This window comes from Sphingomonas sp., assembly GCA_019635535.1.
In the GTDB taxonomy this organism is placed as follows: domain Bacteria; phylum Pseudomonadota; class Alphaproteobacteria; order Sphingomonadales; family Sphingomonadaceae; genus Allosphingosinicella.
Genome location: JAHBZH010000001.1, coordinates 2,293,166 through 2,314,401 on the forward strand (window position 1 = coordinate 2,293,166; position 21,236 = coordinate 2,314,401).

Consider the following 21,236-nt stretch of genomic DNA (forward strand, 5'->3'; position numbering starts at 1 on the left):
CTTCCCCCTCAGGCCAAACCCAGCCGCATTTCGAGCAGCCGCAGCAGGCGGGCATGTTGATGACGCCAGTGCAGGTCCGGCACCTCCGGACAATCCACGCTGCGCCCGGCATCCACTTCGGCGCCCCGCACCGCGTCGGCGCCGTGGCGGGCGATCAGCCGCGCCGCGACGGCGGATTCGCGCGCGCCGAAATCGCGCTCCCAGTGCGCGCGCACGCTGGCCGGGCTGAAGCCGCCGCACAGCATCGACTGCTCGCGCGCCGTCCGGCCATAGAGATTCATCGAGGCATAAACGGAAAGGTCCGGCGCCCGGCTCCACCCCGTCCCCGGGCCGCCCAGAGATCCGTCCGCGCAGCCCGCCAGCACGGGCAAGGTCAGCGCGAGCAGCAGCGGCGAGAAACGGGAGACGCTGGCGGCGGCGCCCGTGCTCACCCCAGCAGCCTTTCGCTCACCACCGTGCCGCCCTTGGTCAGCCGCGCGCCCTGCACGATCTCGTCGTCGTCGGGCAGGACCAGGGCCTTGGTCTCGGCGTCCCAGAAGGCGGAGAGCAGGTTGAAGAGGTTGCGCGAATAGAGCGCCGAGGTATCGGCCGCGAGCCGGCTCGGCACGTTCTTGTGCCCGACGATCTTGACGCCATGTTTTTCGACCACTTCGCCGGCGACCGCGCCTTCGACATTGCCGCCCTGCTCGACGGCGAGATCGACGATCACGCTGCCCGGCCGCATCGTCGCGATCTGCGCGTCCGTGATCAGCCGCGGCGCGGGACGCCCGGGGATCAAGGCGGTGGTGATGACGATGTCCTGCTTGGCGATGTGGGACGAGACCAGCTCCGCCTGCGCCGCCTTGTATTCGTCGGACATTTCGGTGGCATAGCCGCCCGTACCCTCTCCCTCGATGCCGGCGACCGTCTCGACGAAGATCGCCTTGGCGCCCAAGCTCTGGATCTGCTCTTTCGTCGCCGCGCGCACGTCGGTGGCGGAGACCTGCGCGCCGAGCCGCCGCCCGGTCGCGATCGCCTGCAGGCCGGCGACGCCGACGCCCATGACGAACAATTTGGCGGCCGAGACCGTGCCCGCCGCCGTCATCATCATCGGAAAGGCCCGGCCATATTCGGCCGCCGCGTCCAGCACCGCCTTGTAGCCGGCAAGATTGGCCTGGCTGGAGAGCATGTCCATGCTCTGCGCCCGGGTGATGCGCGGCAGGAACTCCATCGCGATCGTCTCGTATCCAGCCTTGGCATAGGCATCGACCCGCTCGCGCTTGCCGAACGGATTGAGCGCGCCGACCAGCAGCGCGCCTTTCTTCGCGCCCTTTAGCGCGTCCGGCTCCGGCCCCTGCACGGCCAGGACGATGTCGGCGTTTTTCAGCACCTCGCCGCGCGGCCCCACGACGGCGCCCGCCGCGACATAATCGCCGTCGGCGATGCTCGCGCCTTCGCCGGCGCCCGCCTCGACGGCGACGCTGGCGCCCAGCGCGATATATTTCTTGACCGTTTCCGGCGTTGCGGCGGTCCGGCGCTCGCCGGCTTCGCCTTCCTTGAGAACCGCGATTTTCACCCCCCGCGGTCCCGGCTCAGTTCGCGATGATCAGGACGACGATCACCGCGACGATGGCGCTGATGATGGTCCCCCATTTCATCAGGCCGGTGAAGAACCCGTAGGTCTCCTCATGGGCCTTGGTCTGCCTGGCGGTATCGACGTCCGCAGCCATGCTCGCTCCTCGTATCCCTGTTCGGCGCCTTGTTTAGCAATGGCCGCCGAAAGGGCAAGCGGCAAGGATGCGACGGGCACGTCTTTAAGCCCGCCTTTACCCAATCCGGGTTAGGCGCATCCTTCAAGCATATAGAGGGAAGCGATGCGACCGGACCCGACCCGTTGCCTGTTGCTGATCGACGACGAGCCCGCCCAGCGGCGGCTGATCACCGCGATCGGCGCGCGCGCCGGCTGGTGGGTGCGCGGCGCGAACGACGTCGATGCGGCGCGAGCGATGTTCGCGGACCCGCAGGAGCCGAAGTTCGATGCCATCCTGGTCGATCACTGGCTGCCAGGCGAGGAAGGCGCGGAGCTGATCCGCCAGATCCGCGCGCTGAAGCCGGAGCTGCCGCTGCTCGTCCTCACCGCGCAGACCAGCGTCGACATCGCGGTCGAGGCGATGCGCGCGGGCGCCAACGATTTCCTGGTCAAGCCGGTCGCGCCCGACCGGCTGCTCGCCGCGCTCAACACCGCGACCGACCGACGCAGGTCGGCGGGCGAACTGCGGCCGCTGTCCGAGAAGATCGCCAAGAGCCTGGGCTTCGACGAGATCGTCGGCTCCGCCCCCAAGTTCCGCGCGGCGCTCGCGGTCGCGGCCAAGGCGGCGCGCGCCCGCGTCTCGGTGCTGATCGAGGGCGAGAGCGGCGCGGGCAAGGAGATCATCGCCCAGGCGATCCACGCCGCCTCCCCGCGCGGCAAGAAGCAGCTTCACGTCGTCAATTGCGGCGCGATCCCGGAAAATCTGGTCGATTCGGTGCTGTTCGGGCACGAGAAGGGCGCGTTCACCGGCGCCTTCGACCGCCATATCGGACGGTTTGAGGATGCCGATGGGGCCACCCTCTTCCTCGACGAGGTCGGCGAGTTGCCGCTCGACACCCAGGTCCGGCTGCTGCGCGTGATCGAGGCCGGCGAGTTCCAGCGCGTCGGCAGCCGCGTGACCCAGACGGTGGACGTGCGGATCATCGCGGCGACCAACCGGCGCCTTGCCGACGAGGTCGCCGGCGGCCGCTTCCGCGAGGATCTCTATTATCGGCTCAATGTCGTCCATGTGCCGGTGCCGCCGCTGCGCGACCGCGCCAGCGACATTCCCGCCCTCGCCCGCCATCTGCTGGCCCGGATCGCCGACCAGCCGGGCATGCGGCCGCTCTCCATCACCGACGACGCGCTGGCGGTCCTGATGTCCTATGGCTGGCCGGGCAATGTCCGCCAGCTCCAGAACGCTTTGTTCCGTGCCGCCGTCCTGTGCGAGGGCGACGCGCTCACCGGCGCCGATTTCCCGCACATCGCGACCGAGGCGAGCTTCGGTCGGCGCGCCGACGATTATCACGCCAAGCCGCTGAGCGGCCAGTCCGCCACCGCCGCGCTGGCGCACGGTCCGGGCGTCACGCTTTACGATTCCGACGGCCATCTGCGCTCGCTCGAAGCGATCGAGGCGGACGTGATCCGCCTCGCCATCGGCCATTATCGCGGCCGCATGACCGAAGTGGCGCGGCGGCTGGGGATCGGGCGCTCCACGCTGTACCGCAAGCTCGGCGAGCTGGGCATCGGGGACATCGCGGCGTAGACGCGGCCGCCCCCACCTTAGAGCATTCCGGTTTAGCCCCCCACCCGTTCCGTTCGGGCTGAGCTTGTCGAAGCCCTATTTTTCTCCCTTTCAGAAAAGAAGGGCAGGGCTTCGACAAGCTCAGCCCGAACGGTGTTGGAGGAATGACCCCAACTTCCTTTTATCGGATGCGATCTGCTAAGCGGGCATATGCCCGATCTTTCCAATGCCGTCGCCCTCGTCACCGGCGGCGCCTCCGGTATCGGAGCGGCGACTGCCGCAGCGCTGGCCGAGGCCGGCGCCAAAAAACTGATCCTCGTCGACCTTGACGAGACCCGCCTGCGCGATTTCGCCTTCACCTTGCCCTGCGAGCGCGACGTCCGGATCGGCGATGTCGCGGACGAGGCCTTCTGGGACGAGCTCGATCTCACCGGCCTCACCCATGCCGTCGTCAATGCGGGAATCGCCGCCGGCGGGCCGGTGGAGCAGACGGAGTTCGACGACTGGCGCAAGGTGATGGCGGTCAATCTCGACGGCGCCTTCCTGACGCTGCGCGCGGGGATGCGCGCGATCCGCGCCACAGGCGGCGGCGCGATCGTGCTCACCGCCTCGGTCGCCGGCCTGAAGGCGGAGCCCGGCATCGGCGCCTATGGCGCGTCCAAGGCGGCGCTCATCCACCTCGCGAAGATCGCCGCGCAGGAAGGCGCGCCTGCCATCCGCGTCAACGCAATCGCGCCGGGCGGGGTGGAGACGCCGATCTGGAGCGGCCAGCCCTTCTTTCAGGACCTGGCCGCGCGCAAGGGCGGCGAAGCGGCGGCATTCGAAGCCCTCGCCGCGATGGCGACGCCGATGGGGCGCTACGCCAGGCCGGAGGAGATCGCCGGCCAGATCGCCTTCCTGTTGTCGGACGACGCCGCCTTCATCACCGGCGCCTGCCTGGTCAGCGACGGCGGCTACGCCAAGTAAGGTCGTTTTCAGCTACGCTGATCCGCACCGTCTCTGTTTCAGCCTTGCTGAGACAGACTTCAGATCCCGCCTCAGGACAGGAAGAAACCAATCGGCACCAGCACGCGCGCGGCGCGCGGCTGGCCGTTCTGCTGCGCCGGCACGAAGCGCCAGCGGCGCACCGCCGCGGCCGCCGCGCGGTCCAGCCGGGCATGGCCGCTGCTCTGGTGCACGCTGACCGACGTCGCCCGTCCCTGCTCGCTCACCATCACCATCAGCACGACCTCGCCCTCTTCGCGCGCGCGGCGCGACTCCATCGGATAAGCGGGTGCCGGATTGTTGAGATAGGCGGCGTCGAAGACTGGCGGGGTGATGGGCGCGGGCGGAGCCGGCGGGGCGGGCGGCGCCGGAGGCGCGACGGCGACGGGCTCCTCCGGCGGCGGCACGACCATCACCGGCGCGGGCAGGTTCACGATCTGGCGGGAGGTTTCGATCCGCACGGGCGGCGGCGCGGCCCGGGGCGGCGGCGGCACCTCCACCGGCGGGGGCGGCGCCATTTCCGGCATCAATGTGACGAGCAACGGGGCGTCGCGTTGCGGCAGGATGCGGATATCGAGCGCGGCGAACAGGCCGACGAGCGCCACGCCATGCAGGACGAGCACGACCACGAGGGCCGGAAGGTTCGCGGGCCGCCCCATCGCGATCAGCGGGCCGGAGGCCGCGCTCGATTATTGCGAATGCCTTGCATCAGCGCCCGATGCCCCGCCCGGACCCGTTTGGCAAGGCTTCGCTGCAGTGCGAAGGAAAGGGTTGACGCTGGAGGCGCGAGCGGGCAAGGGCGCTGTTGCTAATCATTATCAATAAAAAGAAGAGCGGGGCACATGACCAACCTGATCGATACTTCGCCGCGTCGCGGCCGCGCCGCGCCGTCCTTCCTGGCCGCCTCCTGCATCGGCTTCCTGGTCGTGCCGGGCGTCGCGGTCGCCCAGCAGACCGGCGACGACCAGGGCGCGACCCGCCTCGGCCGCGTCACCGTGACCGACACGGCGATCGACGACAGCTACAACCGCGCCGAGACCTCGTCGGACAAGCAGACCGCCGAGCTCGTCAACACGCCGCAGACGGTCAGCGTCATCCCGCAGGAGATCATCCGCGAGCGCGGCGCCACCAACCTCACCGAGGTGCTGCGCAACACGCCCGGCATCAGCTTCAACGCCGGCGAGAACGGCTTCGCCACCTCGACCAGCAATTTCCAGCTGCGCGGCTTCGACACCAGCGGCAACATCTTCATCGACGGCACCCGCGATTCGGGCGCCTATTCGCGCGATGTCTTCAACATCGAGCAGGTCGAAGTGTTCAAGGGCGCCTCGTCCGACAACGGGCGCGGCGGCGCAGGCGGCTATGTCAACCTCGTCACCAAGGTTCCGACGCTGGAAAGCTTCATCGGCGGCAACCTCGCCTTCGGTTTCGACCAATACGGCACCCGCGCCCGGCTGCGCGGCACCGTCGATGTCAACCAGGTCGTCTCCGACGGCATCGCGATCCGCCTCAACGCGGTCGGCGAGCGCAGCGGCGTCGCGGGCCGCGACGTGGCCGAGCGCAATCTGTGGGGCATTGCGCCGTCCATCGCGGTCGGCCTCAATGGTCCGCTGCGCGCCTATCTGAGCTACGAGCACACCTCCGGCGACGACATTCCCGACTGGGGCGTACCGGGCGCGTCCATTCCGGGCCTCATCACCTACAACCCGCTCACCGACGGCGTCGATCGCGACAATTTCTACGGCCTCGCCAGCGATTTCGACGATGTCGACACCGATGCCGTGCTCTTCCGCGTGGAATATGATGCAGCGCCGGGCATCACGCTCAGCAACCAGACCCGCTGGGCGCAGGTCGATCGCTTCGCGCGCTACACCGTGCCGACCGCGTTCGTGCCGGCGACGCTGACGGTGAACAGCCAGACCCAATTTTACGAGCGCGACAACGAGACGCTCACCAATCTCACCAACCTGCGGGCGTCGTTCAACACCGGCGCGGTGGCGCACACCTTGTCGGCGGGCCTGGAGTTCACCCGGGAGCGTTCGAACGCCAGCCGCTACGGCACCGCGAACCAGACCGGCAACGATCTCTTCAACCCCGATCCGAACCGCGTGCCCGCCCCGGCGCTGGCGCCGACGCAGTTCAACGAGGTCGATATCGACACGATCGCCTTCTACCTGTTCGACACGATCGAGCTTTCGGAGCAGTTCCAGATCACCGGCGGCATCCGCGGCGAGAATTACGATGTCGAGATCGTCAGCACCGACATCGCCGGCGTCGGCACCGGCGCCGTGGATGGCTATGACGATTCGCGCTTCTCCTGGTCGGGCCGCCTCGGCCTCGTCTACAAGCCCGCGCCGGACGGCTCGATCTACGTCTCCTGGGGCACCTCGGCCCAGTCGCCCGGCTCGTTCCTGTCCAACCCGGACATTTCGCGCACCGGCGACAACGCTTTCCCCGGCTTCGTCCCCGGCGCCCGCGCCGTCCGTTCGGACAATTACGAGATCGGCGTGCGCTGGAACTTCATGGACGGCGCGCTGTCGACCAGCATCGCCGGCTTCCGCACCGAAAAGCGCCGCGTGCCCGTGGTCGGCCGCCAGCCCGGGGACACGGCGGACAGCCTGCAGGGCTATCACCGGCAGATCGTCCAGGGCGTCGAGCTCGGCATCACCGGCCAGCTCACGCCGGAATGGCAGATCTTCGCCGGCGCCCTCATCATGGACAGCGAACGCCAGATCAGCGCCGAGCTGAACGAAGCCCGCCGCCTCGCCAACCCGGGCGACTATGGCACGTTCACCACGGTGGATGGCGATCGGCTGGCCTTCACGCCGAACTTCACGGCGAACCTGTGGACGACCTACCGCTTCCCGTTCGGCCTCACCGTCGGCGGCGGGTTGCAGCATGTCGGTTCGTCCTATCTCGGCCGGCCGGACGACGCGATCCGCTTCATCCCCAACGGCCAGTTCGGCAAGCTGCCGAGCTACACGCTCGTCAACGCACTCATCTCCTACGAGCTGACGCCGAACATCGACCTTCGCCTGAACGTCGATAACCTGTTCAACGAGCAATATGCGATCAGCACCAACTGGCCCGGCACCCGCGCTTCGCTCGGCGCGCCGCGGACCTTCCTGGTCAGCGCCGGCTTCCGCTTCTGATGCCGCGCGGATGCGGGGCGGCTTTCCACGCCGCCCCGCATCCGGCATCATGCGCGGCGACATGATCCGGATCGCCGACATCCTGACGCCCGAAGAGGCCCGCGCCTGCCGCGACAAGCTGGCGGTCGCGGCATGGCTGGACGGTCGCGCCACCGCCGGCCATCTCGCCGTCCAGGCCAAGGCGAACGAGCAGCTCGCCGACGACGATCCGATGGCGAACGAGCTGGCCGATCTGGTCCTCGCCCGGCTCGGCCAGAGCCCCCGCTTCATCGCCGCCGCCTTGCCGCTCAAAATCCTGCGCCCGCGCTTCAACCGCTACCGGGGCGGCGGCGCCTATGGCGAGCATATCGACAATGCGATCTTCGCCGTGCCCGGCACGCGCGCCCATATCCGCTCCGACCTCTCCGCCACCCTCTTCCTCAGCGATCCCGACGAGTATGAGGGCGGCGAGCTGGTCAGCGGCGGCCAGCGCGTCAAGCTTCCGGTCGGCCATCTCGTTCTCTACCCGGCGAGCACGCTCCACCATGTCACGCCGGTGACGAAAGGCGCGCGGATCGCCGCCTTCTTCTGGGTCCAGTCGATGGTCCGCGACGGTCATCGCCGCGCGATGCTGTTCGATCTCGACGAATCGATCCAGGCGCTCAGGATCGATCATCCGGACCACCCTTCGATCGTCCGCCTGACCGGCCTCTACCACAATCTGCTGCGCGACTGGGCCGAGGTCTGAGCCGCGCATGGCCCCGCGCGACACGCTCACTCGGATTCCGCCGGAGATCGCGACGCCGGCCGATTACGCGCCTTATGCGCGCGAGCGGATGGACGATGCGGCCTGGACCTGGCTCACCGGCGGCGCGGGCGACGGCCGCACCGCCCGGCGCAATGCCGAGGCCTATGACGACCTGCTGCTGACCACCCGCCTGCTGCGCGACATGTCCGCCGCGCATACCCGGCTGGAGCTGTTCGGGCGGGCGCTCGACCATCCGATCCTCCTCGCCCCCATCGCCAGTCACAGGCTGTTCCATCCCGACGGTGAGATGGCGACCGCCGCCGCCGCCGCCGCGATGGGCGCGCCGATGGTGGTGAGCACGCAGGCCAATCACCGGATCGAGGACATCGCCGCCCAGCCGGGCGCGAACCTCTGGTTCCAGCTCTACCTCCAGCCCGACCGCGAGTTCACCGTCGCCCTCGTCGGCCGCGCCGAGGCCGCCGGCTACCAGGCGCTGGTCCTCACCGCCGACGCCCCGGTCGGCGCCCTGCGCGCCGGCCTCGCCTTGCCCGGCGGCGTGGTGCCGGTGAACCTTGAAGGCATGCGCCCGCTCCCGCCCCATCATGGCGCACCGGGCCAGCCGCCTCTTTTCGGCAGCGATCTCGTCGCCGCCGCGCCGACCTGGGCCGATATCGCCTGGCTGCGCGGCCTCACGCCCCTTCCCATCCTGCTGAAAGGCGTGATGACGCCCGAAGACGCCGCCCGCGCGATCGACGAAGGGCTGGACGGCGTCATCGTCTCCAATCATGGCGGCCGCATCCTCGACGGGCAGCCGGCGGCGATCGAGGCCCTGCCCGGCATCGCCGAAGCTGTGGCCCGGCGCGTCCCCGTCCTTCTCGACGGCGGCATCCGCTGCGGTGGCGACATCTTCCGGGCGCTGGCGCTCGGCGCCGATGCGGTGCTGGTCGGCCGCCTCTACATGCTCGCGCTCGCCGCCGCCGGGGCGCCGGGCGTCGCCCATGTCATCCACCTGCTGCGCGCCGAGCTGGAGGCGACGATGATCGCCACCGGCTGCGCGACCCTCGCGGAGATTGAATCGTTTCTCGTCCGGCGGTAGATCTTCGTCGAACAGAAGGAGAACAGTGATGTCGTTCACGGGAAGCTGCCATTGCGGCGCGATCGCCTTCACGGTCGATGAGGATGCGCCCGAAAAGGCGATGGACTGCAATTGCTCGATCTGCCGCCGGCGCGGCGCGCTCCACCATTTCACCAGCGCCGCGAAGGTGACGCTCGACACCCCGCGCGATGCCCTCACCGCCTATCGCTGGAACACCGGCAAGATCGCCTTCCAGTTCTGCAGCACATGCGGTTGCGCCCCGTTCGGCGAAGGCGAGAGCCCGGACGGCCCGGTGATGGCGATCAACCTGCGCTGCACCGAGGTCGATCTCGACACGCTCGACATCCAGCCGTTCGACGGTGCGCATCTGGTCCCGGGCCCGCAATAAGCCGGGCTGGACTTATATAAGCTGATATTTATATAAAGCTCCCGGCATCACGAATCGGGAGAGCATCATGGACTTCGATATCGCGCATGAGATCGGCGCCGTCCGGCGCGGCGTCACGATGGGCGAGCGCGACGGCAAGCCGACGCACGTCGTCACCGCCAGCCGCAGCTTCGCGACCGGCATCGACGACACCTGGGACGCGGTGACCAGCGCCGAGCGGCTGCCGCGCTGGTTCTCGCCCGTCACCGGCGATTTGCGCCTCGGCGGACGCTATCGGGTCGAGGGCAATGCCTCGGGCACGGTCGAGCGCTGCGAGCCGCCGCGCCGGCTGGCGCTCACCTGGGAATTCGCCGGCAATGTGAGCTGGGTCGAGGTCGATCTCCTGGAGGAGCCGGGCGGCACGACCCGGCTCGAGCTGCGCCACATCGCCATCCTCGACGACGAATATCTGAAATTCTGGGACCAGTTCGGCCCCGGCGCGGGCGGTGTCGGCTGGGATCTCTCCTTCCTCGGCCTCGCCTGGCATCTGGAGAAAGGCTGGGACAAGCCGCCCGAGACCGACACCGAATGGGTGAAGACCGACGCATACAAGTCCTTCGTCGCCGGCAGCAGCGCCGGCTGGCACGACGCCTCGATCGCGCTCGGCACCGACGCGGAGGCTGCCGCCAAGGCCCGCGACGCCACCACCAGCTTCTACACGGGCGGCTGATGCACCCCTTCGACGTCCTCGGCGATCCCGTCCGCCGCCGCATCCTGGAGCTGCTGGCCGAGGGGGAGCGCGCGTCGGGCGAGATCGTCGGGATCGTCGGGCGCGAATTCGCCATCAGCCAGCCGGCGATCTCCCAGCATCTGAAGGTGCTGCGCGAGAGCGGCTTCGCCACCGTCCGCGCCGATGCGCAGCGCCGCCTCTACGCGCTCGACCCCGGCCCGCTCCGGCAGGTCGATGCCTGGCTCGATCATTTCCGCCTGTTTTGGGACACGAAGCTCGACGCGCTCGCCACCGAAATCGCCCGCGGCAAGCGCACGCGCAGGCTCGCGGCGGGGAAAGCGGGCCCGGAGGAAACGGAAACGCGCAAGGCGGGTTAGGGCCTGTCCAAACTCCGCCGCGCCAGCAGCAGCGCGCCGCCGACCACGCCGCCGAACACCAGCCCTTCCAGCGCGCCGGTCGCGGCTTGGCTCATCGGGCCGAAGCCCGCCTCGCCGAACAAAGCGCCGATCTGGTCGATCCTGAGGCGCGAGTCCTGGAAGACCCCGGCAAGCAGATCGAGGCTCCCGCCCATCAGCCGTCCGCCGAGCAGCGGGATCGCGATCCCCGCCGCGCCGCCCGCCAGCGCCGAGGTCGCCGCACCCCGTCGCGGCGAAAATCGCGCGCCCAGCCACACGCCGAGCCCCACCGCGCCGCCGAGCAAGGCCCCTTCCGCCGCGCCCGTCATGTCGCCCGGCGATCGCCCCAGCAGCAGCTCGAACGCGTCGAGCCCGAGCAGTTTCGCCACCGCGCCGACGACGATCCCGCCGCCCGCGCCGCCCGCCACGCACCAGGGCCCGAACCGCCCCGAAAACGCATGCGCCGCGCCGATCCCGAACCCGACACCGGCCCCGCCAATCAGCCCGAGCATCACGTTCACGCACAGCAGGACGACCAGCACCGATGCCGCGCCCATGCCCGGCCCCGCGCCGATGAATCCGTAGAACAATCCGCCGACGATCCCCGCCAGCGCCCCGCCGATCGCGCCCGCCGCGCCGATCAGCAGGACATGCCGCCAAGGCACCGCCGACGCTAACGCCACCCTCTGCGCGGGCGCCACGCCCTCCCCCTCCGCCGCCTCGACCGGCGCGATGAAGCGATAGCCGTGCTTGGGCACCGTCTCGATGAAGCGCGGCCGCGCGGCATCGTCGCCGAGCGCGCGGCGCAGCGCACGAATGCCCTGGGTCAGCGCCTCGTCGGTCACCGGCACGCCGCGCCACACTTCGTCCATGAACCGGTCCTTGGTGACCAGCCGCCCCGCTTCGCCGACCATCAGCGCCAGCGCATCCAGATAGCGCGCGCTCACTTCCACCGGCACGCCGTCCCGCCGCAGCAGCCGATCGGCGGCATCCAGCTCGAAATCACCGAAGCGAAAGCGGCCCGACGTCATTTTTCAGCACAACCTCAGATCTTGCTCATGCCGCTCACCGGCCGCCGCGCCATGCTGTCGGCCATGCTCATTCATGCATGGAGACAAGGTCATGGCAAGTGAAGGCGTTCGGACATGGAGCTGGTGGCGGCTCCTCCCCTGGGGGATCGCGGCGGTCCTGCTGCTGCTCCCGGCGGTCGCGATGCGGTTCACCGACGAGGTCAAATGGGATCTGGCGGATTTCCTGATCATCGGGACATTGCTCGCCATGGTCTGCGGCGCGATCGAGCTGGCGGCGCGGACGACGACCAACGGCTTCTATCGCGCGGGCGTCTGTCTCGCGGTGGTCACGACCTTCCTGCTCTTCTGGATCAACGCGGCGGTCGGGATGATCGGCGACGAGAACAATCCGGCCAACCTCATGTATGCGGGCGTCCTGCTCGTGGCCTTCGCCGGCGCGCTGATCGCCCGCTTCCGCCCGACCGGCATGGCCCGCGCCTTCTTCGCCACGGCGGGCGCGCAAGGGCTCGTTGCCCTGATCGCGCTGATCGCCGGTCTCGGCGCTAGCGAGCCGCCGGGCCCGGTCGGCATCCTGATCCTGAACGGCTTCTTCGTCGCCCTCTGGGTGCTCGCCGGCGGCCTGTTCTTTCAGGCGGCGCGGGACGCCTAAGCGGACGGCGGGGTCAATGCGGTATCGCGCAGGCCCCGCCAGACGCGCAGCGCCTGCAGCGTTTCCGGCACGTCATGGACGCGCAGCAATTGTGCGCCCTGCCCGGCGCCCTTCAGCGCCAGCGCCAGCGATCCGGCCAGCCTTTGGTCCGCCGGCGCCTCGTTCGACAGCGCGCCGATCGTCCGCTTGCGGCTCGCGCCCAGCATCAGCGGGCAGCCCAGCCCGTGCAGCATCGCCAGCCCGTTCATCAACTGGAGATTGTGCTGCACGCTCTTGCCGAAGCCGAAGCCGGGATCGACGATGATCCGCTCGCGCGCGATCCCCGCCGCGACCGCCGCCTCGATCCGCCCGGCCAGCCAGTCATAGACTTCGAGGAGAACCGGCCGGTCATAACGCGGATCGTCCTGCATCGTCTCGGGATCGCCCTTGTGATGCATCAGCACGACCGGACAGCCCGCCGCCGCCACGACCTCCATCGCGCGCGGATCCCAGCTCAGCCCCGACACGTCGTTGACCAGCCCCGCACCGGCCGCCAGCGCCGCCTCCATCACCGCCGCCTTGCGCGTATCGACCGAGACCGCCGCGCCCGATGCGGCGAGCGCCCGCACCACCGGCTCGATCCGCGCGATCTCGTCGCCTTCCCAGACCGGCTTAGCGCCCGGCCGGGTGGATTCGCCGCCCACGTCGATCATCGCCGCGCCGGCCGAATTCATCTCATGCCCGGCCGCGATCGCCGCCAGCGCATCGCCATGCGCGCCGCCGTCCGAAAAGCTGTCGGGCGTGACGTTGAGGATGCCCACCGCCTGCGGCTGATCGAGCCGGATCACCCGCTCACCGAGCGTCAGCGGCGCGCGCGGGCCGGTCAGGTTGGCCCACACCGCCTGTTCCGCCGGCCCCAGCCGCGCCTCGATCCCCTCGACCGGCACCAGTTCGGCGCCGCCGGGACCGACGATCTCGACCATCGAGAACCACAGCAGCCCGCCGGCCAGCCGCGCGACCTTGCCGTCATGCCCGAACGGCGCATCGACGAAGCCGGTGGGTCGGAGATAAATGCGAGAAGTCATCACCACTCCGTTCGCCCTGAGCCTGTCGAAGGGCTGTCCTTCCCTTCTCCACGGCTGAAAGAAAGTACAGGGCTTCGACAAGCTCAGCCCGAGCGGGTGAGGTTTCTAACCGAGCGCCGCCAGATAGTGCTGCCGGATCGCGTCGAGCGGCACCGTCTTGCCCTCATGCTCGATGTGCCAGAAGGTCCAGCCGTTGCAGCTCGGCGCGCCCTGCACGCTCGCGCCGATCTTGTGGATCGAACCCTGCTCCCCGTCATGTTCGATCGTCGCATCGGCCAGCACCCGCGCGCTCCAGCGCCGCTTGGTGTCCGTCACCATCGTGCCCGGCGCGATCAGGCCGCTTTCGATCAGCGCGCCGAACGGCACCTTGGGCTGGCTGGCGCGCGAGGCCATCACCTTCATCGCGCTCTCGTCGAGCGGCAAGGTGGAATCGATCCGCGCCCGCGCCACCTTGATGTACCGGCTCTCCCGCTCGATCCCGATCCAGTCGCGCCCCAGCCGTCGCGCGACCGCGCCCGTCGTGCCGGTGCCGAAAAAGGGATCGAGCACGACGTCGCCCTTGTTCGTGCAGGCGAGCAGCACGCGGTAGAGCAGGGCTTCCGGCTTCTGCGTCGGATGGGCCTTCGCCCCGGCCCCGTCCTTGGCGCGCTCGCCCCCCGCGCAGATCGGGATCACCCAGTCGGAACGCATCTGCAGCTCGTCGTTGAGCGCCTTCATCGCGCGATAGTTGAAGGTGTAGCGGCTGTCCTCGCTGCGGCTCGCCCAGATCAGGGTCTCGTGCGCATTGGTGAAGCGGGTGCCGCGGAAGTTCGGCATCGGGTTGGACTTGCGCCAGATGATGTCGTTCAAAATCCAGTAGCCCGCGTCCTGGAGCGCCGCGCCGACGCGGAAGATGTTGTGGTAGGAGCCGATCACCCAGAGCGTGCCGTTGGGCTTCAGGATGCGCCGCGCTTCCGTGAGCCAGGCGCGGGTGAACCGGTCATAGGCCTCGAACGTGTCGAACTTGTCCCAATCGTCGTCCACCGCATCGACCCGGCTGCCCTCCGGCCGGAACAGATCGCCGCCGAGCTGAAGATTGTAGGGCGGATCGGCGAAGATCATGTCGACCGATGCGTCCGGCAGCCGCGCCATCGCCGCCACGCAATCGGCCTGGATGATCGTGTTCAACGGCAGCTCGGGCGCGGGTGCGGCTGCCTTGCGTTTCACCTTCGCGACCGTCTCGATCCGCCCCATCACGCTCATCTTGCCGCCCCTCGAACCCAAAGAGGGTCATGCTGAATCCCCGGGACTCCCCGGTCAAGTTCAAACACTTACCGGCCAAGGCTTAAGAACGGATGGAGGCCGGTGGAACGAAAGGAGTCTGCCGCAACATCTTGTGGCCGGCGGCTGGCGCAAGACTCAACCGGCGGTGGTGTGGCCCGAAAGACTCAAACGTAAAATTCCTCCCCGTTCCGGGTAGGAATTACAGCCCCAGCACCAGTTGCCGCACCGGCGCGAAGCTGCGGCGGTGGAGCGGGGTCGGCCCCAGCTCGCGCAGCGCGCGCTGGTGCGCCGGGGTCGGATAGCCCTGGTTCGTCTCCCAGCCGTAACCCGGATAAAGCCGCGCATGATCCGCCATGATCGCATCGCGCGTCACCTTGGCGACGATCGAGGCGGCGGCGATCGATCGGCATTTCGCATCCCCGCCGACGATGGCGACGCTCGGCCGCCCCCAGTCCGGGCAGCGATTGCCGTCCACCAGCACCATCGCCGGATCGACCCCCAGCGCGTCCACCGCGCGCTGCATCGCCAGCATCCGCGCCCGGAAGATGTTGATCGCGTCGATCTCCTCGACGCTCGCCATGCCGACGCCCACGACCGCGACTGCCTTCAGCTTCGCGCAGATCGCCTCGCGCGCCGATGCCTTCAGCGCCTTGGAATCGTCGATGCCCCGGGGAAAGCGCGCCCGGTCCAGGATCACGGCGGCGGCCACCACCGGCCCCGCCAGCGGCGCGCACCCCGCCTCGTCCACCCCCGCGAGCGGCATGGGATGGTCCTTCTCCAGCTTGAAGCAGGGCCGGGGCATGGCGGTCAGCCCCTGATCGCGTCGAACGGCACGACGCCGAGCGCATGTCCCATCGGGCCGTTGCCCCGGCCGAAGCCCGGCGCGGCCAGGATCGCGGCGCGGACATAGACCCGGGCGCGCGCCACGGCATCGTCGAGCGAAAGCCCGGCGCCAAGTCCCGCCGCCAGCGCGCTCGCCAGCGTGCAGCCCGTCCCGTGCGTATGCTTCGTGTCGATCCGGCTGTCCGACCAGCGCGTCACCCGTCCGTCCGGATGGGCAAGCAGATCGGCCAGTTCGTCGCCCGGCAAATGCCCCCCCTTGGCCAGCACGGCGCGGCCGCTCTGGCGGGAAAGCGTCAACGCAGCGGCCCGCATGCCCGCTTCGTCCGTCACGCTGGTCCCGACCAGCGCCCCAAGCTCGGGGATATTGGGCGTAATGACGGTCGCATGCGGTGCGATCTCGCGCAGCGCGTCGATCGTGCCGATGTCGTTGAGCGCGTCGCCGCTCGTCGCCACCATTACCGGGTCAAGCACAACGGGCGTTCTCGCGAAGCGCGATTTCAGCAGGCCGCCCACCGTGCGCGCCAGCTCCGGCGTGGCCAGCATCCCGATCTTCACAACGTCGATGCCGAGATCGCCGTCCACCGCCTTGACCTGCTTCAGCAGGAAATCCTCCGGCACCGGAAAGACATCCTCGACGCCCAAGGTGTTCTGCGCGGTGAGCGCGGTGATCGCGGTCATCGCGAAGCCGCCAAGCATCGTGACGGCCTTGATGTCCGCCTGGATGCCCGCCCCGCCGCCGCTGTCGGAGCCGGCGATGATCAGCACGCGCGGCGGCGTCATGCCGGTCCCTTCCGCTCCGTCGAAGCCGGATATGTCGCCAGCAGATGCGCGGGCCGGATCGGCCGCCGCTCGAAATTCCCGCCGCAATTGGGGCAGGTTCCGCCAAGCGGACCTTCGGCGCAATCGACGCAGAATGTGCATTCGAACGTGCAGATACAGGCCTGGGCCTCGGGCGGCAGGTCCGCACCGCACCGCTCGCAATCCGGCCGCAATTCCAGCATCAGGCCGCGCTCACCGCCGCGCAGATCGTATCGACCACTTCGGCGACCAGCGCCTCGTCGTCGCCCTCGGCCATCACCCGGATCAAGGGCTCGGTGCCGGATTTGCGGATCACCAGCCGGCCGCGCCCGTCGAGCCGCGCCTCGCCCTCCGCGATCGCCGCCTTCACTCCGGTCGTCTCCAGCGGCGCCCCGCCGGCGAAGCGGACATTCTTCAGAAGCTGCGGCAGCGGCTCGAACAGGTTCAGCACCGCGCTCGCCGGCCGCCCCGCCTGGATCAGCTCGGCCAGCACCTGGAGGCCTGCGACCAGCCCGTCGCCGGTCGTGCCGTGATCGGCGAGGATGATGTGCCCGGATTGCTCGCCGCCGACATTGAACCCGCCCGCGCGCATCCGCTCCAGCACATAGCGGTCGCCGACCTTGGTGCGCTCCAGCTTCAGGCCCTGCCCGGCCAGATATCGTTCCAGCCCGAGATTGGACATCACGGTCGCGACCACGCCGCCGCCCTTCAGCGCCCCGCGCCGGTGCCAGGACGCCCCGATCAGCGCCATCAGCTGGTCGCCGTCCACCGCCGCGCCCTTCTCGTCGATCACGATCAGCCGGTCCGCGTCGCCGTCCAGCGCCAGGCCGATATCGGCGCCGCTTTCGGTCACCGTCCGGCGCAGCAGCGCCAGATCGGTCGATCCGCATTCGTGATTGATGTTCACGCCGTTGGGCGCGACGCCGATCGCCGTCACCTCCGCGCCCAGCTCCCACAGCGCCGAGGGCGCGACCTGATAGGCGGCGCCGTGCGCGCAATCGATCACGACCTTCAGCCCGTCGAGCCGCAAATGGGAGGGGAAGGTCAGCTTGGCGGCGTGGATGTAGCGCCCGCGCGCATCCTCGATCCGCTTGGCGCGGCCGATCGCCTCGGCCGGCGCCAGCAAGGGCGGCGTCTCCAGCAGCGCCTCGATCGCCGCCTCGTCCGCGTCGGACAATTTGTAGCCGTCCGGGCCGAACAGCTTGATGCCGTTGTCGACGAACTTGTTGTGGCTGGCCGAGATCATCACGCCGAGATCGGCGCGCATCGATTGGGTCAGCATCGCGACCGCCGGCGTCGGCACCGGACCCACCATCACCACGTCCATGCCGACGCTGGTGAAGCCGGCGACGAGGGCGGTCTCCATCATGTAGCCGCTGAGGCGCGTGTCCTTGCCGATCACGACCCGGTGGCGATGATCGCCGCGCAGGAAATGGGCACCCGCCGCCTGGCCGACCTTCAGCGCCATCTCGGCGGTCATCGGCATTTCGTTGGTGCGGCCGCGGATCCCGTCCGTGCCGAAATAGTTTCGCGTCATTCTTTCCTCACTCGCGCCAAAAAGACGAGAATCAACCAAAAAGTGAATCTTCCTCCCTTCGAAACGCCCCGCTAAGACATCGCAATGTCGCCGCCCACCCGGATTCTCCTCGCTCTGGCCCTGGGCATCGCGCTCGGCATCGCCAGCATCGCAACCGGCGGCGGCTGGGTCGACCAGGTCGTCGCCATCGCCGAGCCTCTGGGCGGTCTCTGGCTGAGCGCGCTGCAGATGACGATCGTGCCGCTCGTCGTCTCGCTGCTGATCACCGGCATCGCCGCCTCGGCCCAGGCGGCGCGGGCGAGCAAGCTGGCGACGCGCGCGATGATCCTGTTCGTCGCCCTGCTCTGGCTGTCCTCGATCGCTTCGGCCCTGCTCACCCCGCTGCTGCTCGAGCTGTTCCCGCTGCCGGTCGCCGCGGCCGGCGCCCTGCGCGATGCGCTGGTTACGGCCGGGCCGGCCGGCGCGGCGCCGGGCTTCGCCGATTTCCTGCGCTCGCTGGTGCCGACCAATCCGATCGCGGCGGCCGCGCAGGACGCGATCCTGCCGCTGATCTTCTTCACCCTGATCTTCGCCTTCGCGATGACCACCCTGCCGGCCGAGCCGCGCGAGAAGCTGACCGGTTTCTTCAAGGCGATCGCCGATACGATGCTGGTCGTGATCGGCTGGGTGCTTTGGGTGGCGCCCGCCGGCGTCTTCGCCCTCGCTTATGTGGTCGGCGTGCGCGCCGGCGGCTCGGCCTTCGGGGCGCTGCTCCATTATGTCGTGATCGTCTCGGCGGTGGGCGTGGTGATCTGGCTCGCCGCCTGGCCGGTGGCCTGGATCGGCGCGCGCATCTCGCCGATCCGCTTCACCCGCGCGATCGCGCCGGCCCAGGCGATCGCGATCAGCACCCAATCCTCGCTCGCCTGCCTGCCCGCCATGCTGCGCGCGGCGAACAGGCTGGACGTACCGGTCGCCGCCTCGGGCGTCGCGCTGCCGATGGCGGTGGCGATCTTCCGCTCCACAGGCCCCGCGATGAACCTCGCGGTGGCGATCTACATCGCCTATTGGTTCGGCATCGAGCTGACGCCGGGGCAGATGGCGATCGGCGTCGCGGCGGCGGCGACCACCACCATGGCCGCCGCCGGCATCCCCGGCCAGGCCAGCTTCATCACCTCGATCGCGCCGATCTGCCTCGCCATGGGTCTCCCGATCGAGCCGCTCGTGCTGCTGATCGCGGTCGAGGTGCTGCCCGACATCATCCGCACATTGGGCAATGTCAGCATGGACGTCGCCGCCACCGCCACCGCCGCCAAGCGCTCCGGCTTCGACGAGGAGGATGCGACGAGCCGGGAGGACCGGCTGCTCGAGGAAGGTGCGTGAGGCGGGGCACGCGCGGCTTCGCCGCCGGCCTGGGCGGGCTGCTCGTCGCCGGCGCGGTGCTGGGTTTCGTGCCGTTCCTGCTGTGGAGCGGCGCCGACATCCACCCGCTCGCCGCCGATTCGCCGCACGATCAGCTGTTCGGCCTGTTTCCGGTCAACACGGCGGACAATGTCGTGCACGGCCTGCTCGGCCTGTGGGGCCTTTTCGCCGCCCGTTCGGTGCGCGGCGCGATCCTGTTCGCGCGGGCGATGACCGGGATTTTCGCGGCGCTGACGCTGGGCGGCTTCGTGCCGGCGGCGGGCGATCTGCTGCCGCTCTACGGCAACGACATCTGGCTCCACGCGCTGCTGGCCGCCGCCAGCGCCTGGTTCGGCTGGATTCACCATGTGTCCGCATAGGCGTCTGGCCTCCGCGCGCGGCTTTTAGTAAGAGGGGCCCATGAAGAGTGGGCTCAAGCTTTCGGCGATGATTGTGCTTCTCGCCTCCCCGACCATGCCCGGCGCCATCCAGGCGGCGGTCACCCAGCAACCCGTGCCCGTCCAGGTGCCGCCGCCCCGGCTCGATTATCAGCCGGTTCAGCCCGCGCCGATCCTGTGGCAGCGCGCCGCCGTCGATGAGCTGATCGCCTATGCCGAGGGGATCGGCGCCGAGGGCCTCGATCCCGCCGCCTACGCGCCGGACCGGCTGCGCGCCGCGCTCGCCACCGGCGACGACGCGGCGATCACGCCGGCCGCGAGCCAGCTCTTCCTGCGCCTCGCCGCCGATCTGTCCGGCGGCGCGGTGCGCGGCAATGCGCGCGGCGAATGGTATATGCCGGACACGGCGATCGACGGGAACCGGCAGCAGCTCCTGCTCGCCGAGGCCAGCCAGGGCGGCGTCGCCGCCGTGCTGGACAGCCTCCACCCCACCCATCCGCAATATGCGATGCTGAAGCGCGCGCTGGCCGTAACGCCGGCGGAGGAGACCGCGCGGCGCGAGCTGATCCGCGCCAACATGGAGCGCTGGCGCTGGATGCCGCGCGCGCTCGGCGAGCGCCATGTGCTGGTCAATGTGCCGGCCTTCACCGCCGCGATCGTCGACAATGGCCGTGTCACCCTGCGCCACCGCACCGTGGTCGGCGCGCGCCGCACCCAGACGCCGTCGCTCAGCGCCAACATGACGGCGGTGACGCTCAATCCCTGGTGGACCGTGCCGCAAAGCATCATCCGCGAGATGGGCGGCCGCTTCAACGATTCCTACGTCGTTACGCGCACCGGCGGCACGATCACGGCGCGCCAGCGCCCCGGCCCCGGCAATTCGCTCGGCCGGGTGAAGATCGAGATGCCGAACGAGCACGCCATCTTCCTGCACGACACGCCGGCCCAGGCGCTGTTCAGCCGGCCGGTGCGCGCCTTCAGCCATGGCTGCGTCCGCACCCAGGGCATCCGCGATTTCGCCGCCGAGCTGCTCGCCGCCTCCGGCCAGTGGAGCCGCGCCGAGATCGACGGCGCCATCGCCTCGGGCCGGACGCAACAGGTGGCGCTCGACCGCCCGATCCCCGCCTACATCGCCTATTTCACCGCGGCGGCGACCAATGACGGCAACATCGTCACCTACGCCGATATTTACGGCCGGGACGCCGCGGTGCGCCGCGCCCTGAACAGCGCCGGCCCGCAGGTGGCGCGCGCGGACTGAGAAGGCTTCCGGAGCGCTAGCGTCCGTTAGGGGTGGTTGCTGACTTACATTCCCCTCCCTTTCAGGGAGCGGAGGAACGACCACAATGGGTCGAAAGCGGACCGTCCGCCATCCGCTTCCAATGTAGGAAATCCTCTGTCACGCTCGCCCCGAATCGGGGTTTAGGCTCCGGCTCGCCGGCTCTTTGAAACGTCAGTCTCGCGCGAAAGAATTTCGGCGGCACACCGACGCGCATATGGGTGAAGATGCTGAAGTTAAGCGCGCGTCGATA

General features: G+C 69.3%; 23 protein-coding genes. 12 read left to right on the plus strand and 11 right to left on the minus strand.

Features of this window, described 5'->3' with window-relative positions:
• Window positions 1–8: 8 nt before the first annotated feature.
• Genes KF780_11825 through KF780_11835 form a run of 3 tightly spaced genes read right to left on the minus strand, consistent with a single transcriptional unit; the run spans window position 9 to window position 1,709 of the window.
• Window positions 9–431 carry a hypothetical protein gene (locus KF780_11825; GenBank protein ID MBX3562486.1) on the minus strand — a complete coding sequence of 141 codons (423 nt, stop codon included), beginning with the start codon at window positions 429–431 and terminating at the stop codon, window positions 9–11.
• The gene (locus tag KF780_11830) at window positions 428–1,555 is read right to left on the minus strand and encodes a Re/Si-specific NAD(P)(+) transhydrogenase subunit alpha (protein MBX3562487.1); all 1,128 of its coding nucleotides are present in this window, start codon (window positions 1,553–1,555) and stop codon (window positions 428–430) included. Before KF780_11830 ends, KF780_11825 begins: the two co-directional genes overlap by 4 nt.
• A gap of 16 nt (window positions 1,556–1,571) precedes the next feature.
• Window positions 1,572–1,709 carry an aa3-type cytochrome c oxidase subunit IV gene (locus KF780_11835; GenBank protein MBX3562488.1) on the minus strand — a complete coding sequence of 46 codons (138 nt, stop codon included), beginning with the start codon at window positions 1,707–1,709 and terminating at the stop codon, window positions 1,572–1,574.
• Window positions 1,710–1,853: 144 nt separating this feature from the next.
• Here KF780_11835 and KF780_11840 point away from each other — a divergent pair, with 144 nt between their 5' ends.
• Both KF780_11840 and KF780_11845 read left to right on the plus strand, forming a co-directional pair.
• Complete coding sequence (locus KF780_11840; protein MBX3562489.1) at window positions 1,854–3,314, plus strand: sigma-54-dependent Fis family transcriptional regulator; 1,461 nt, start codon at window positions 1,854–1,856, stop codon at window positions 3,312–3,314.
• Between the two features lie 189 nt (window positions 3,315–3,503).
• Entirely contained in the window at window positions 3,504–4,259 is a 756-nt protein-coding gene (locus KF780_11845) for an SDR family oxidoreductase (GenBank protein ID MBX3562490.1), read from the plus strand.
• A 71-nt stretch (window positions 4,260–4,330) separates the two neighbouring features.
• On the opposite strand, the gene KF780_11850 is transcribed toward KF780_11845, so the two are convergent.
• Window positions 4,331–4,690, minus strand: a complete 360-nt coding sequence (locus KF780_11850; protein ID MBX3562491.1) for an energy transducer TonB — start codon at window positions 4,688–4,690, stop codon at window positions 4,331–4,333.
• Window positions 4,691–5,119: 429 nt separating this feature from the next.
• Between KF780_11850 and KF780_11855 the strand changes: the two genes are divergently transcribed.
• From KF780_11855 to KF780_11880, 6 genes are all read left to right on the plus strand, one after another.
• Complete coding sequence (locus KF780_11855) at window positions 5,120–7,429, plus strand: TonB-dependent siderophore receptor (GenBank protein ID MBX3562492.1); 2,310 nt, start codon at window positions 5,120–5,122, stop codon at window positions 7,427–7,429.
• Window positions 7,430–7,490: 61 nt separating this feature from the next.
• A complete protein-coding gene (locus KF780_11860) occupies window positions 7,491–8,156 on the plus strand; it encodes a Fe2+-dependent dioxygenase (GenBank protein ID MBX3562493.1) in 666 nt (221 codons plus the stop codon).
• 7 nt (window positions 8,157–8,163) lie between these two features.
• Window positions 8,164–9,252, plus strand: coding sequence for an alpha-hydroxy-acid oxidizing protein (locus KF780_11865; protein ID MBX3562494.1), 1,089 nt, complete (start codon window positions 8,164–8,166; stop codon window positions 9,250–9,252).
• Between the two features lie 28 nt (window positions 9,253–9,280).
• A complete protein-coding gene (locus KF780_11870; GenBank protein ID MBX3562495.1) occupies window positions 9,281–9,640 on the plus strand; it encodes a GFA family protein in 360 nt (119 codons plus the stop codon).
• 67 nt (window positions 9,641–9,707) lie between these two features.
• Window positions 9,708–10,349: an SRPBCC family protein gene (locus KF780_11875; protein MBX3562496.1), complete on the plus strand. Its 642-nt coding sequence runs from the start codon at window positions 9,708–9,710 to the stop codon at window positions 10,347–10,349.
• Window positions 10,349–10,726, plus strand: a complete 378-nt coding sequence (locus tag KF780_11880; protein ID MBX3562497.1) for a winged helix-turn-helix transcriptional regulator — start codon at window positions 10,349–10,351, stop codon at window positions 10,724–10,726. The genes KF780_11875 and KF780_11880 overlap by 1 nt, the downstream gene beginning before the upstream one ends.
• Here the strand turns inward: KF780_11880 and KF780_11885 are convergent.
• Entirely contained in the window at window positions 10,723–11,775 is a 1,053-nt protein-coding gene (locus KF780_11885) for a transcriptional regulator (protein ID MBX3562498.1), read from the minus strand. The genes KF780_11880 and KF780_11885 overlap by 4 nt on opposite strands.
• 91 nt (window positions 11,776–11,866) lie before the next feature.
• Between KF780_11885 and KF780_11890 the strand changes: the two genes are divergently transcribed.
• On the plus strand, window positions 11,867–12,424 hold the full coding sequence (locus KF780_11890) for a hypothetical protein (GenBank protein ID MBX3562499.1): 558 nt from the start codon (window positions 11,867–11,869) through the stop codon (window positions 12,422–12,424).
• Here KF780_11890 and folP read toward each other — a convergent pair.
• The 6 genes from folP to KF780_11920 form a co-directional block, all read right to left on the minus strand.
• Window positions 12,421–13,488, minus strand: a complete 1,068-nt coding sequence (folP, locus tag KF780_11895; protein ID MBX3562500.1) for a dihydropteroate synthase — start codon at window positions 13,486–13,488, stop codon at window positions 12,421–12,423. The genes KF780_11890 and folP overlap by 4 nt on opposite strands.
• Window positions 13,489–13,593: 105 nt before the next feature.
• On the minus strand, window positions 13,594–14,721 hold the full coding sequence (locus KF780_11900; protein MBX3562501.1) for a site-specific DNA-methyltransferase: 1,128 nt from the start codon (window positions 14,719–14,721) through the stop codon (window positions 13,594–13,596).
• Window positions 14,722–14,950: 229 nt separating this feature from the next.
• On the minus strand, window positions 14,951–15,553 hold the full coding sequence (locus KF780_11905) for a ribonuclease HII (GenBank protein ID MBX3562502.1): 603 nt from the start codon (window positions 15,551–15,553) through the stop codon (window positions 14,951–14,953).
• A gap of 5 nt (window positions 15,554–15,558) precedes the next feature.
• Entirely contained in the window at window positions 15,559–16,374 is an 816-nt protein-coding gene (gene thiD / locus KF780_11910; protein ID MBX3562503.1) for a bifunctional hydroxymethylpyrimidine kinase/phosphomethylpyrimidine kinase, read from the minus strand.
• On the minus strand, window positions 16,371–16,595 hold the full coding sequence (locus KF780_11915) for a DUF1272 domain-containing protein (protein ID MBX3562504.1): 225 nt from the start codon (window positions 16,593–16,595) through the stop codon (window positions 16,371–16,373). The genes thiD and KF780_11915 overlap by 4 nt, the downstream gene beginning before the upstream one ends.
• A complete protein-coding gene (locus tag KF780_11920; GenBank protein ID MBX3562505.1) occupies window positions 16,595–17,929 on the minus strand; it encodes a phosphoglucosamine mutase in 1,335 nt (444 codons plus the stop codon). The genes KF780_11915 and KF780_11920 overlap by 1 nt, the downstream gene beginning before the upstream one ends.
• A gap of 84 nt (window positions 17,930–18,013) precedes the next feature.
• Between KF780_11920 and KF780_11925 the strand changes: the two genes are divergently transcribed.
• The 3 genes from KF780_11925 to KF780_11935 are packed head-to-tail and all read left to right on the plus strand — an operon-like array spanning window position 18,014 to window position 20,965.
• Entirely contained in the window at window positions 18,014–19,291 is a 1,278-nt protein-coding gene (locus KF780_11925; protein MBX3562506.1) for a cation:dicarboxylase symporter family transporter, read from the plus strand.
• A complete protein-coding gene (locus tag KF780_11930) occupies window positions 19,288–19,689 on the plus strand; it encodes a DUF4383 domain-containing protein (GenBank protein MBX3562507.1) in 402 nt (133 codons plus the stop codon). The genes KF780_11925 and KF780_11930 overlap by 4 nt, the downstream gene beginning before the upstream one ends.
• Window positions 19,690–19,729: 40 nt before the next feature.
• Window positions 19,730–20,965 carry a L,D-transpeptidase family protein gene (locus tag KF780_11935; protein ID MBX3562508.1) on the plus strand — a complete coding sequence of 412 codons (1,236 nt, stop codon included), beginning with the start codon at window positions 19,730–19,732 and terminating at the stop codon, window positions 20,963–20,965.
• Window positions 20,966–21,236: the final 271 nt, after the last annotated feature.

Bases quoted from the DNA above. Each gene is read 5' to 3' on its own strand.
- KF780_11840 (MBX3562489.1), top strand. From the start codon at position 1,854: ATGCGACCGGACCCGACCCGTTGCCTGTTGCTGATCGACGACGAGCCC.
- KF780_11880 (MBX3562497.1), top strand. From the start codon at position 10,349: ATGCACCCCTTCGACGTCCTCGGCGATCCCGTCCGCCGCCGCATCCTG.
- KF780_11875 (MBX3562496.1), top strand. From the start codon at position 9,708: ATGGACTTCGATATCGCGCATGAGATCGGCGCCGTCCGGCGCGGCGTC.
- KF780_11855 (MBX3562492.1), top strand. From the start codon at position 5,120: ATGACCAACCTGATCGATACTTCGCCGCGTCGCGGCCGCGCCGCGCCG.
- KF780_11870 (MBX3562495.1), top strand. From the start codon at position 9,281: ATGTCGTTCACGGGAAGCTGCCATTGCGGCGCGATCGCCTTCACGGTC.
- KF780_11850 (MBX3562491.1), bottom strand. From the start codon at position 4,690: ATGGTCGTGCCGCCGCCGGAGGAGCCCGTCGCCGTCGCGCCTCCGGCG.
- thiD (MBX3562503.1), bottom strand. From the start codon at position 16,374: ATGACGCCGCCGCGCGTGCTGATCATCGCCGGCTCCGACAGCGGCGGC.
- folP (MBX3562500.1), bottom strand. From the start codon at position 13,488: ATGACTTCTCGCATTTATCTCCGACCCACCGGCTTCGTCGATGCGCCG.
- KF780_11835 (MBX3562488.1), bottom strand. From the start codon at position 1,709: ATGGCTGCGGACGTCGATACCGCCAGGCAGACCAAGGCCCATGAGGAG.
- KF780_11865 (MBX3562494.1), top strand. From the start codon at position 8,164: ATGGCCCCGCGCGACACGCTCACTCGGATTCCGCCGGAGATCGCGACG.
- KF780_11935 (MBX3562508.1), top strand. From the start codon at position 19,730: ATGAAGAGTGGGCTCAAGCTTTCGGCGATGATTGTGCTTCTCGCCTCC.
- KF780_11860 (MBX3562493.1), top strand. From the start codon at position 7,491: ATGATCCGGATCGCCGACATCCTGACGCCCGAAGAGGCCCGCGCCTGC.
- KF780_11845 (MBX3562490.1), top strand. From the start codon at position 3,504: ATGCCCGATCTTTCCAATGCCGTCGCCCTCGTCACCGGCGGCGCCTCC.
- KF780_11890 (MBX3562499.1), top strand. From the start codon at position 11,867: ATGGCAAGTGAAGGCGTTCGGACATGGAGCTGGTGGCGGCTCCTCCCC.
- KF780_11920 (MBX3562505.1), bottom strand. From the start codon at position 17,929: ATGACGCGAAACTATTTCGGCACGGACGGGATCCGCGGCCGCACCAAC.
- KF780_11905 (MBX3562502.1), bottom strand. From the start codon at position 15,553: ATGCCCCGGCCCTGCTTCAAGCTGGAGAAGGACCATCCCATGCCGCTC.
- KF780_11915 (MBX3562504.1), bottom strand. From the start codon at position 16,595: ATGCTGGAATTGCGGCCGGATTGCGAGCGGTGCGGTGCGGACCTGCCG.
- KF780_11900 (MBX3562501.1), bottom strand. From the start codon at position 14,721: ATGGGGCGGATCGAGACGGTCGCGAAGGTGAAACGCAAGGCAGCCGCA.
- KF780_11885 (MBX3562498.1), bottom strand. From the start codon at position 11,775: ATGACGTCGGGCCGCTTTCGCTTCGGTGATTTCGAGCTGGATGCCGCC.
- KF780_11925 (MBX3562506.1), top strand. From the start codon at position 18,014: ATGTCGCCGCCCACCCGGATTCTCCTCGCTCTGGCCCTGGGCATCGCG.